Origin of the sequence: Nostoc sp. CCY0012 (genome assembly GCF_963920855.1) — a bacterium.
Lineage (GTDB): Bacteria > Cyanobacteriota > Cyanobacteriia > Cyanobacteriales > Nostocaceae > Cyanocohniella.
The window spans coordinates 75,918-86,987 of sequence record NZ_CAWUDM010000014.1; the positions used below are offsets into that span (position 1 = coordinate 75,918).

Consider the following 11,070-nt stretch of genomic DNA (forward strand, 5'->3'; position numbering starts at 1 on the left):
CTAAAAATATATCAGTGATTAAACAGATTTAAACTTAATGACACCTTTGTCGAAAATCTTTTTATCAGTACCCATTGTATTGACTTCAATCCTATCGGGATATACATCATAAGCAGCAAAAGCCAACCTTTCAGCAGAATATTCTGTCCACTTAGAACGCCCTGTAGGACGAACACCTGCACCACTACCAGTAGTTAAATAAGTTGTGCCTTCAATAGCACTTGTGCGCTCATAATGATGGTCGTGTCCATTGATGTAAAGTTGCACATTGTACTTTTTAAATAAAGGTACAAAGCGTTTAATCAGTGATTGACTCACACCATAGTGTCCTGATGAATAAAACGGGTCATGCCCAAATACTACCTTCCACGGTGCATCACTGCGGCTTAATTCTTGTTCTAACCAAATTACTTGGTTTTTCCAATCAGCATTACGATTAGTATCTAAAGCAAAAAATTGCACTGCGTCACGGCGAAATGTGTAATAACGCCCCTGCATATTAAAGCCGGGATATTTAATTTGTGGGTTACCGTTCTCAGTGCGAATATCATGATTGCCTAAACAAGCGTGAAATTTGACATCCTGAGACAGTAAATTTGCATAGGGACGCTCAAAAACTGCACCTATTTTTTCAATTTCGCCATCATTATAAATGTTGTCTCCAGCTAAAACTACCAAATCATAAGGATTTCGCTGGTGATAAAAATTCATCGCCTCAGCTACAGCATATTGACCTTTAGCGCCAGTTCCCGTATCCGCAACGGAGGCAAAACGTAATAGCAATTCATTTTGGGGTGGGGTGGCGGCGATGACTGTTGAGTCAGCAATATTCGCAACTTGATTATTTTGACGAGTTAACGTCCAACCGAGAACTCCTGTACCCAGAGTGCCGAGGCTACTTAAAAATAAAAATTGACGGCGTTTCAGGCTCATAAACTCACCAGAACTCATTAACTAGTCAGTTTAGCCCAAGTAGCAAGAGCATTGAAGTGATACATTAAGTCAAAAGAGGCAGTAGTAAGAATGCTGGTCATTTGTCTTTGATTCGCTGCTTTTGGTGAAAGTTCCATGTCACAAGACAATCCCAATTCACAACCCCCTGATTCCCGCCAACCACCTTTTTGGAAAGTCAAAATCATCCAAGTTCTTCGAGGGACGATTGGTATTTTAGAAACTGCGGTAGTCAAACTGGAGACTGCACCCCCAGTAGGTACTGAAGCAACACCCAGTGTTTGGCAACGTCTGGAAACACAATGGAATCGATTTTTAAGACAAGTCCGTTTGTTTTTACCATCAAATGTATCTAATAACTTGTCAGATACGGTATTGACAGGAATTTTGACAGTAATGACTGTAGCCATATTTTGGACAACTGCAACTTTGTTGACTAAAAATCCGACTGAAATAGCAACAGTCCCAGCAGTTGAGGAGGTTCCTGTACCAACGCCAACTCCTACGATTACTATTCCACCAGAATTAACCGCACCAGAACCACAGCCACTAGAGGAAATTACACCAACGCCAACACCAACGCCGACACCAACACCAGAACCAACACCGGAACCGACACCGACTCCAAAGCCAATTATCAACTTGACACCAGAGCAAACCCTAATTGCAGCTATTGAAAATCAAGTAGCCGAAATAAGCGATCGCTTTGCCTCTGGTTTAATAGAGTCAATACAAGCTAACTTCCGCACTAGTAATCTCACTGTTAAAATTAACGATGATTGGTACACACTTGCAGAATCGCAACAAAACAAACTAGCTGCGGAAATATTACAACGCTCTCAAGAACTTGATTTTACCCATCTAGAAATTGTTGATTCCCAAGATAAGCTAATAGCGCGTAACCCAGTTGTGGGTAATGAGATGATTATTCTCAACCGGCAGACATCAACTTAAAAAGTAGAGTTAAATATGTTTAGAGACTGGTTTTCCCAGAACTTGGGAGTTGGTCAGGCTCGTAAAGAACAAGTATATCTGGAGATATGCAGTTCACTGAGTCTTGATGATCTGAGCTATTGGATTCAAGTTTTGTTATCCGCTGGTATTGCTACCCTCGGACTAGTCTTGAACAGTCCCGCTGTCATCATTGGCGCGATGCTGATTTCTCCATTGATGGGAGGTATCCTCGCTAATGGACTGGCCCTCGCTGCGGGTGATGTAATTTTGGCTATGCGGGCATTAATCAATCTAATTTTGAGTTGTTTTGTTGCTATTTCCTTTGCCATGATTTTGGTATCATTGCTGCCATTTAAGGAAGTAACTAGTGAAATTTTGGCTAGAACTCGACCTAATATTTTAGATTTGGTAGTGGCGCTGTTTTCTGGTGCGGTGGGTTCAGTTGCTATTTGTAAAGAACCCAAAGGAGTAGCAACTTCTATTCCTGGTGTAGCTATTGCGGTTGCTTTAATGCCCCCATTATGTGTTGTAGGTTATGGCATGGGGATAGCTCTGAATGTGAATTTTACTAACGGTTTCCGAATTGCTAGTGGTGGTGGCTTACTCTTTTTCACCAACTTGGTAGCAATTACATTTACCGCCATGCTAGTTTTTTTAGGTTTACATATAGATAATAATCAGGTGCGCGCAAAAGTTAGAGAATGGCGGGCAGCACATCCAGAAAGTATCTGGATACAGAGTATTTTGGAGCAATTACCTGTTTATGGCAAGCTAAAAAAAATTGGTTCTTTGCCGGGTAGATTCTTGTTGATTTTTTTTACAATTGTGGTGATTATCTTCCCACTCAATCGATCTCTTAGTCAACTCAGACAAGAAATTTCGTTGCAGCAACAAGAGAATCTGATTCGTCGTACAGCTACAGATTTGTGGCAGAAAAACTTTGCCACTTTTCCTAATGGTGAATCACGTTCTTATATCAGTAGTATGGTGGCCGCAGAACGCAACAATCGGCTGACAGTGCAACTTCAGGTGTTTACTAGTCAACAATACACCCCAGATGAACAAGATATTTATGTGCAACAACTAGCCTCGCGTTTGGGCAGGTCACCAGATTCGTTATCACTTAAACTAATTGAAATTCCTACCGCCTCAAACGAACTTTTACGCCCAGTGCGCGAAGAAAGGATTCCTGAACCAATAATTACTATTGCTCAATTACAATCAAGTTTTGTGCAAGAAGTCCAATCTGCTTTGAGTGATTTGAGGCTACCCCAGCCAGCGGAACTAATAAATTATGAGTTAATCACTACTCCTATTTCGCCCTTAAGTATCCGATTACTGTATCTAAGTGAGCGTAATATTGATGGAGATGCTCAAATACTGATTGCCGATAACATCAGAACTAGGTTGAATTATCAGTCTGCTCAGGTGACTATGCAGAGAATAGATAGTTCTGTGGTAGAACTTTTGTTTGAGGATGAGGAATCAACATTGACGACAGATAACAGCCAATTATTAGACAGAATTGGTCAAATTTTGCAGCAACAGCCAAATTTAAGGATGGAAATGGTAGTTAACCAAGAAGAAAATGAGCTAGCTGAAATTGTCCAATTGCGATCGCAAGCCATTACAACATACCTCCAGTCAAATTGGCAAATCAGTGACGACAGAATAAACTGGCAAATAGGAACAGAGTCTCAACGTAGCGCTATACTCCAATTTACGGTAAAATCACGGAGAAATCCACCAGTGGACAAGATACCTGCACCCTCTTAAATCCGATACGAAGAGATAATCGGTTTTTCTCTTGTTAATTGATTAACAAGCTGCAACCTTAGTTATGCCAAAGACTCTTTTTGTCAGCTTCTTTCGCCACCTTAATTGGCGCGTACTCAAACAAACTTTTACTAGGACAACCGAAAGGCGACTTTTAGGACTTGGCTCGGAAATCGCTTTCAATGCAATGTTATCGTTGTTTCCAGCGATTATTGCCCTACTGACAGCCATCGGTTTATTTGAAGAATCCTTACAAGCAACTTTTAAACAGTTGGCGGCTCAAATCAGTCAAGTTGCGCCTGAAGAAGTGCTAGTTTTAATTCGTGATTTTGCGGCCAGAGAAATCACTAATTCTAGAAATGGTGGTTTGTTTTCTCTCAGTTTTGTAATTGCCATTTGGACTGCTTCTGGGGCCATAAGTACTGCAATGACTGCCTTTGATCAAATTCATCAAATTCCCTCTGAAAAGACACGCCCTTTTTGGAAAGCCAAGCTTGTTTCTCTAGGATTAACAGTCGGTACGATTTTACTATTGGTGTTGGCTTCCTTCTTAGTGTTTATTAGCGATTTACTGCTAGGAATGGTGGTGCGTGAAAATGGTTATTTGATTTTTTTATTGCATCTTTGGCAATTGTTGAGATGGCCTTTAGCTTTGGGTATTGTGGCTAGCGCCTTTGGCTTAGTTTATCGCTATGGCCCTAGCGTCTGGAATTCCGGTACGCCAATGATGCCAGGGGCAATATTAGCAGCTATTTTCTGGGCAATTTTGTCAGGCTTATTTCGGGCCTATGTAGCCAATTTCGGCAACTACAACAAAGTCTATGGTGCTGTAGGGACTGTCATAGTTTTAATGTTGTGGCTGTGGATGAGTGCTGCTGTGATGCTAGTAGGCGATCAATTGAACGTGACTGTGGGTGAACAGATGAGGTCAAAAGCAAATAAAAATTTATTAGACAAGCCATAAAACAGTAAATACTGTAGTATAATACCTAACTATTTAACCGCAGACAAGCGATCGCCTGAATGCCTGATTCTTATCGACGGGTTTCTCATATTAATTCTGACGCTCAAGTACTGACATTGAATCGGCTGCGTCACCTAAGCCGCATCTTAGATAAGGTTGTGACTATTCCCGGAACACCAATTCATATTGGTCTAGATCCGCTGGTAGGATTTATACCTGTTGGTGGTGATTTGTTAGGATTCATCCTTGCTAGTTACATTGTTATAGAAGCAGCTCGGTTAGGTGTACCTAAAGCTACTTTGATGAGAATGTTTTTTAATATCTTGATCGACGGTTTGGTAGGTAGCATACCAGGCATGGGAGACTTATTTGATTTTGTTTGGACAGCTAATGTGTATAATATGAAACTGTTAGAAGAATACTTAAATTCTCCCCCGTCAAAAAAATAGATTTAGCGGAATGATTATTAGTTGCCATTGTCTGAATAGCATTCCCATGATACTAATTAGAATGCTGTAGCCAGCTTTAATTGGCATTTTAACAAATTGTTAACAAAAGAATGAAAGATTGGTGGCAAGTTACTTTTCCGCAAGGAAGGCAAAATTTAACTATTACTGACGCACATGGATATCCTGTGCAGATTGCTTACGGTGAAATAGGTACAGGTAAGCCGTTAGTTTTATTACATGGGATGGGTGCTTGGAGCTACAATTGGCGTCACAACATTGCTCCTTTATCTAAATATTTTCGGGTAATTTGCTTTGATGCTAAAGGATATGGGTTTTCGGAAAAACCGCAGTCTCGCCGAGAAAAAAATGGGCATCAAATTATTGAACTAGAGCGAATTTTGCAAGAATTATGTGATGAACCAGCCGTAATTGTCGCCGAATCTTTAGGAGGATTAGTTGGTCTGGCCCTTGCTCAACATAATCCCCAATTAATAGCACGGTTAATAGTTGTCAATGTGCCTATTTTTGCTGAACGCTTACCCCATTGGGCAATGTGGTTACTTGCCCAAACACCGCTAGAAATATTACAAACAATAGATTCTTTGCGTTTAACGTATTTATTTGCACCTCTGTTTAGAGAAATTATGGCAATGGAAAGGCGTGCAGTGCTTTTCGACCCATCACTTTTGACACAAGAAGATGTGTATTGGATAACTTATCCATTTATTGAGCTTCCTGGCACTATTTTAAAAGTCGGTGAAGAATTACAAATAGCTGCGCGAGAAATTGAGCATTGGCAAGTAAATAAACCAAATATGCTCAGTCAAATTCAAAATAAATTGGGTGATATTAGATGTCCTACACTTATTTTATGGGGAGACAAAGATAGTTGGTTTCCTGCTAGTCATGGGCAGAAGTTAAATCAAAGCATTCCCAACTCCCAGCTAAAAATTTTAGATAATTGTTGTCACGATGCCTCATCTGGTTCTGCTGAAGTTTTAAATGCGGCTATTATTGGGTTTTTACAAGATACAAATTTCTTTTAAAGTTATTACATAAAAAAAGAGTGAGAGGAGGCATACCAATCGCCTCGAATCTCTCACTCAGGCATTTCTCACTGTAGTGTTCAGGAACATATACAGACGCTGCCCTGTATTTAGGGGGCTATTTTATACGTTATTGACAACGCCTATACACATCTATTATTCCTGGTGTGACAAATGCCAAGTCTGACAATTAATGTTTGTTTGCTTAAAAAACCATCTTTGAGAAATTAACTAATAATAGATAGATTTTTTAGTCCATGAAAAACAATTCTAGATAATAGTAACCAAAGTAATTTAGCTATTTGGTTATACCTGATAACAAAACTCTTGCTTTTCTTTATGTTCTATAATCTAACTCAGTTCAACTCATCCTGGTTGCCATTTTGGCAAGTTTTTCAATTTTCTGAAATAGCTACAGTAATGCTGATTGTGAAAAATTTTAGGCATGTCAGGTGAGGCTTGCCCACCAAAGCCTAGATTTCTATTGCCTATTGCATACCTACACCACGCCAGTTATCAAAAATCAAAGCGGACTACTATATCTAGCGATCGCTATAATTAATTCATCACTACTCATGGTGTGGTAACTCTAGGCTAGGCAAGACTCCCTGCAAATACTTACCCCATTTTGCTGCTAAAGGAATTTCCGTAAACGGAACGCGCACTGACTCAGTAGATGTGGAAAATAAAAATTCCAATTCAATAGTACGACCTTTTTCTGGTGGTGATTCAGTAGCTACTACTTTGTCATCTACCAAAAGTCGTATTTCTTTGACATCCAGCAAAGAAAAGGTTGCTAAATTATTTGGGCCTTGCGGTGTAGGCTTTCCCCAAGTTATCTTTTGCTCTTTTTGACCCATGACAGCATAAATATCATACTTAGCTCTGTCAAAATTTTCCGCCCACACGCGATATGCTTCAACTTTTTGATATTCCTTAGCGCCCTGCCAAGCCAACCAAAAAAAAGCTACTAACAAAGGCAACCATAAAAGACCACGTTCCATTGTTTAAACAAGTCCTAAATCTTGTGTGAATGTTGTAACTAAAGTGCAAACTACACCAACCAGGGACATAGATAAGTTATGGTAGTGAACAAACTGGCGAAAAGCGGTGATCAGTTAATATGAAAAGACTTATATTATTGTGCTTGTTTGTCATTGGGCTGGGGGCTGCGGTTTTTGGGTTCCTGAATTTTCAGGGATTGGCAGCTAAAGGCGAATTTGAGACGATATTGCTGGATTTTCGCGAAGATGTGCCTACAGAATTGGTACAGCAGAAATTACAAGCGATCGCTCAAGAATACAACGTCACACCCAGATTAGACAATCAGTTTTCAGCGCGAGATCATGTGTATATTATTGAAGGCGATCGCCAGAGACTCAAAGAACTGAAAAAATCTCGATTCGCAGAATTTACACAAATAATCGAGCCGAATTACATCTATAGAAAGATTCCTCAACCAGCCGCAGTCACTGGTTCAAAAGCAACTTCCCCATCTCAAAATAATACAGCCCAGCCTTCATTGAAAGGCCCCAACGACCAATATTACAGTAAACAGTGGAACCTGCACAATATCGGCATAGAGGGCGCCTGGGGACAAACCAAAGGCTCTGGCGTCACAGTAGCAGTGATTGACACTGGCATAACTAAGGTACGTGACTTGCAAGAAACGAAATTTGTCAAAGGCTATGATTTCGTTAACGACCGCGAAGAAGCCACCGATGATAACGGACATGGAACCCATGTGGCCGGCACCATAGCCGAATCTACCAATAATAATTATGGCGTAGCTGGCATCGCTTACGAAGCCAACCTCATGCCGTTGAAAGTACTTAGTGCCTATGGCGGTGGTACTGTTGCTGATATTGCCGAAGCCATTAAATTTGCTGCTGACAATGGAGCCGATGTAATTAATATGAGCTTGGGTGGCAGTGGCGAAAGCCAATTAATGAAACAAGCCATTGAATATGCTTACAAAAAAGGCGTAACCATAGTAGCTGCGGCCGGCAATGAAAATGATAATGGTGCCAGTTATCCAGCGCGTTACCCCTATGTGATTGGCGTTTCCGCATTTGGCCCCAACGGAGAAAAAGCCCCTTATTCTAACTTTGGTGCTGGGGTAGATATCTCCGCCCCTGGTGGTAGCGATGCCGGTAAGATTCTGCAAGAAACCATAGACCCCGAAAACAACGGCGAAGGAGTATTTTTGGAACTCCAGGGTACAAGCATGGCTTCTCCCCACGTTGCAGGTGTCGCAGCATTAATTAAAGCTAGTGGCATTAACGAACCAGAAGAAATTTTAAAAGTCCTCAAGCAGTCAGCAAGAGTTATCCAGGATGATAGCTTAAACTACTATGGCGCTGGACAACTGAACGCCGAAGCCGCAGTCAAACTAGCCACTGAAGGACAAATCAGTTTCCAAGACTTCTTCCGCTGGTTGCGCGATAACGGCTATCTCAACCCCCGCTTTTGGATTGATGGCGGTGCTGTAGCACTTGTACCCAAACTCCTCATGGTATTAGGTTCCTATCTACTAGCATGGTTTTTGCGAGTTTACTTCCCCTTCACCTGGAGTTGGTCATTATCCAGCGGCTTAATTGCTGGTAGTTCTGGTTTATTCTTCCTCAGAGGATTATATATTTTTGACCTACCCCAATGGCCTTTCCGAGTTCTAGGCAGTTCCATTCCCGAACTAGGCAATACCCTACAAGGAGCCAACGCCTTAAATCCACTATTTGCCAGTGTCTTAATTCCTCTTGCATTAATAGCATTGCTATTAGGACATCCAAGTTGGAAATGGTTTGCTATTGGTTCCACTTTAGGCATAGCAGCCTTTTTAACAGTCAGCGCCATTTATGACCCAGCCGTTTGGGGCTTAGGAAGCAGTTACCTAGCTCGCAGCTTCCTCATCATCAATGCCCTACTGTGTTATGGACTAGCTCGTTTAGCATTGAAAAACGACGAAGAGGGCATAGGGGCCAGAGGCTAGAGGCTAGAGTCGAAAAGTAGGTTGGGTTAAGCGCAGCGCAACCCAACGAAGCCAACATAACTTCACAAGCGGCACTAGTCTTGCCTCCCCATCCCCCTCATCATTCCCCCACTCCCCACTCCCCACTCCCTACTCCCCAACTATGAGCATTACAGTTACAGGAAAAATTCAACGCCGAGACATTGGTACTGGTGCTTGGGCGTTAGTCACAGACGAGGGCGTTACTTATGAAATCCTCAGAGGTGCTGACAAAGACTTACTCAAAGCCGGACAAGCCGCAAAAGTCACAGGACAAGTACGTGAAGATATCATGACCGCAGCCATGATTGGCCCCGTCTTAGAAGTGAAATCCTATGAAGTCATCTAGTTTTGACCAGCCATCGAATTGAGAACTTCTTGTAGACGAGTTCTATACTCACCTTTGGGATGACCCCCTTTTACTTCACCTATAATCTGAAATTCCCCTTCGGGAGATTCACAGATGATATAAGTGGGCCATCCCATCTCTGATTTATCTGGATACTGAGACAGCAATATCTTTCGATACTTGCGGTAACTAGCTGTGTCTTGCATTTTCACATCAATAAATTGCAACCCCAGCTCCTCAGCCACTTTTTTGTCATAAAAAGACATTTTGTGGCAGATACCGCACTCTTCTGAAGAAAACTTAATAACAGCTAAACTCATTTGGCTCTGCGCTTTTCTTGAATTAGGCAGTGTACTTTAGCAAAAACTCTAAGGGAGCGTAGCATATTGCTAGCAACCCGACAATAAAATTATAGAAAAAATTAATAGCTTTGCTACAAGATTGGCAGATATACCCCTTGAGATACTTTGTAGTTCATCAGGTAATGACAATATCTGTATGAGCAAAGCGGTATAGTAGGCTAGTTAAATTCATAGAAAAGCTTGCTATGAGATGATCCCCTGGCTTTTAACAGGGGAAAAATTTCTAGCCAATCAGCAAATAATCTAGATAACTAACCAAAAATTATGGTAGGATAGATTAAACTACAATACACAACAGCTACAAGTAGTTTGTCAGGGATAAAGTAGCTAAGTTTATGCATCTTTAATAAAAATTGCAAATAAGCAATACTGATTCACTATTTTTTTAATAGTGTTAGGGTGAATTAATCTAGAAAATAGCATAGACACTAAAAGTATTTTATGAAACCTTATTGGTGGAGAGGATACTAGCTAGAGTTTAAAGCTAGGTTTAGTCAACAAACTATGACACGAAAAGCAATAAAAAACTAAATTATAGTAGAATATTTTGACAATCTTGCGTTAGAATGTTGCCCTAAGCAACTACAAATGAGTAAAGGCTATAAGTCAAATATTTTTTCCAAAACCCCGTAAAGTCTTTGTTAACTGGGGGAGTTAGTTATCAGGGTGTATCTACTAATTAAATGTTCTCAGATTAAATAAAGTCCTCCGGATAAATTTGTCCTCTGGTCATCTGTTATTTTTCTGAAATAAAAAAATCCCCCAGCGGTGGCAGCCAGCCAGGGGAGTTAGTTATCAGGGTGTATCTACCAATAAACCTTTCTAGGAATAAACAACATGTTCCGGATAAAATGGTCACAAATAGGGATATTGGTGAGATTCACCATAAAACAATCTCCCATTGGTGGCAGTCTGCTAGAGGAGTTAGTTATCAGGACGAATTTATCAACAGTCTGTTTTAAAATTGCATAGAGTTTGTTCTGGACAAAATTTTCATTAGTGCTATGATGATTGCTGTTTACAGAACAAAAAAATCCCCCAACGGGTGTTAGCCAGCCAGGGGAATTATTATCAGGGTGCATCTACTAATTTAATCTTCTAATCGCAACTACCATTTTCCGGAAAATTACTATAATCATGATGACTGTTCGTTAAACAAAAAAATCCCCCAACGGGTGTTAGCCAGCAAGGGGAGTTAGTTATCAGGGTGCA

At 40.8% G+C, this 11,070-nt stretch carries 10 protein-coding genes; 7 read left to right on the forward strand and 3 right to left on the reverse strand.

Annotated features, from left to right (window positions below):
- Positions 1-18: 18 nt before the first annotated feature.
- Entirely contained in the window at positions 19-933 is a 915-nt protein-coding gene (locus tag ACM0OS_RS05850) for a metallophosphoesterase family protein (RefSeq protein ID WP_414542225.1), read from the reverse strand.
- A 135-nt stretch (positions 934-1,068) separates the two neighbouring features.
- Between ACM0OS_RS05850 and ACM0OS_RS05855 the strand changes: the two genes are divergently transcribed.
- The 5 genes from ACM0OS_RS05855 to ACM0OS_RS05875 all read left to right on the forward strand — a co-directional run bounded on the left by ACM0OS_RS05855 (position 1,069) and on the right by ACM0OS_RS05875 (position 6,140).
- Positions 1,069-1,905 (forward strand): hypothetical protein, encoded by an 837-nt coding sequence (locus ACM0OS_RS05855; protein WP_414542226.1) that lies wholly within the window; start codon positions 1,069-1,071, stop codon positions 1,903-1,905.
- A gap of 15 nt (positions 1,906-1,920) precedes the next feature.
- A complete protein-coding gene (locus ACM0OS_RS05860) occupies positions 1,921-3,681 on the forward strand; it encodes a DUF389 domain-containing protein (RefSeq protein WP_414542227.1) in 1,761 nt (586 codons plus the stop codon).
- 64 nt (positions 3,682-3,745) lie between these two features.
- Positions 3,746-4,645, forward strand: coding sequence for a YihY/virulence factor BrkB family protein (locus tag ACM0OS_RS05865; protein ID WP_414542228.1), 900 nt, complete (start codon positions 3,746-3,748; stop codon positions 4,643-4,645).
- 59 nt (positions 4,646-4,704) lie between these two features.
- Entirely contained in the window at positions 4,705-5,094 is a 390-nt protein-coding gene (locus ACM0OS_RS05870; RefSeq protein WP_414542229.1) for a DUF4112 domain-containing protein, read from the forward strand.
- Between the two features lie 110 nt (positions 5,095-5,204).
- Complete coding sequence (locus tag ACM0OS_RS05875; RefSeq protein WP_414542230.1) at positions 5,205-6,140, forward strand: alpha/beta fold hydrolase; 936 nt, start codon at positions 5,205-5,207, stop codon at positions 6,138-6,140.
- A 569-nt stretch (positions 6,141-6,709) separates the two neighbouring features.
- Here the strand turns inward: ACM0OS_RS05875 and ACM0OS_RS05880 are convergent.
- Positions 6,710-7,144, reverse strand: a complete 435-nt coding sequence (locus ACM0OS_RS05880; protein WP_414542231.1) for a hypothetical protein — start codon at positions 7,142-7,144, stop codon at positions 6,710-6,712.
- A gap of 119 nt (positions 7,145-7,263) precedes the next feature.
- Here ACM0OS_RS05880 and ACM0OS_RS05885 point away from each other — a divergent pair, with 119 nt between their 5' ends.
- Entirely contained in the window at positions 7,264-9,129 is a 1,866-nt protein-coding gene (locus ACM0OS_RS05885; RefSeq protein WP_414542232.1) for a S8 family peptidase, read from the forward strand.
- A 142-nt stretch (positions 9,130-9,271) separates the two neighbouring features.
- Positions 9,272-9,496, forward strand: coding sequence for a hypothetical protein (locus tag ACM0OS_RS05890; RefSeq protein WP_414542233.1), 225 nt, complete (start codon positions 9,272-9,274; stop codon positions 9,494-9,496).
- On the opposite strand, the gene ACM0OS_RS05895 is transcribed toward ACM0OS_RS05890, so the two are convergent.
- Positions 9,493-9,816: a thioredoxin family protein gene (locus tag ACM0OS_RS05895; RefSeq protein ID WP_414542234.1), complete on the reverse strand. Its 324-nt coding sequence runs from the start codon at positions 9,814-9,816 to the stop codon at positions 9,493-9,495. The genes ACM0OS_RS05890 and ACM0OS_RS05895 overlap by 4 nt on opposite strands.
- Positions 9,817-11,070: the final 1,254 nt, after the last annotated feature.

Coding starts and splice junctions, on each gene's coding strand:
- ACM0OS_RS05850 (WP_414542225.1), bottom strand. CDS start 933: ATGAGCCTGAAACGCCGTCAATTTTTATTTTTAAGTAGCCTCGGCACT.
- ACM0OS_RS05855 (WP_414542226.1), top strand. CDS start 1,069: ATGTCACAAGACAATCCCAATTCACAACCCCCTGATTCCCGCCAACCA.
- ACM0OS_RS05860 (WP_414542227.1), top strand. CDS start 1,921: ATGTTTAGAGACTGGTTTTCCCAGAACTTGGGAGTTGGTCAGGCTCGT.
- ACM0OS_RS05865 (WP_414542228.1), top strand. CDS start 3,746: ATGCCAAAGACTCTTTTTGTCAGCTTCTTTCGCCACCTTAATTGGCGC.
- ACM0OS_RS05870 (WP_414542229.1), top strand. CDS start 4,705: ATGCCTGATTCTTATCGACGGGTTTCTCATATTAATTCTGACGCTCAA.
- ACM0OS_RS05875 (WP_414542230.1), top strand. CDS start 5,205: ATGAAAGATTGGTGGCAAGTTACTTTTCCGCAAGGAAGGCAAAATTTA.
- ACM0OS_RS05880 (WP_414542231.1), bottom strand. CDS start 7,144: ATGGAACGTGGTCTTTTATGGTTGCCTTTGTTAGTAGCTTTTTTTTGG.
- ACM0OS_RS05885 (WP_414542232.1), top strand. CDS start 7,264: ATGAAAAGACTTATATTATTGTGCTTGTTTGTCATTGGGCTGGGGGCT.
- ACM0OS_RS05890 (WP_414542233.1), top strand. CDS start 9,272: ATGAGCATTACAGTTACAGGAAAAATTCAACGCCGAGACATTGGTACT.
- ACM0OS_RS05895 (WP_414542234.1), bottom strand. CDS start 9,816: ATGAGTTTAGCTGTTATTAAGTTTTCTTCAGAAGAGTGCGGTATCTGC.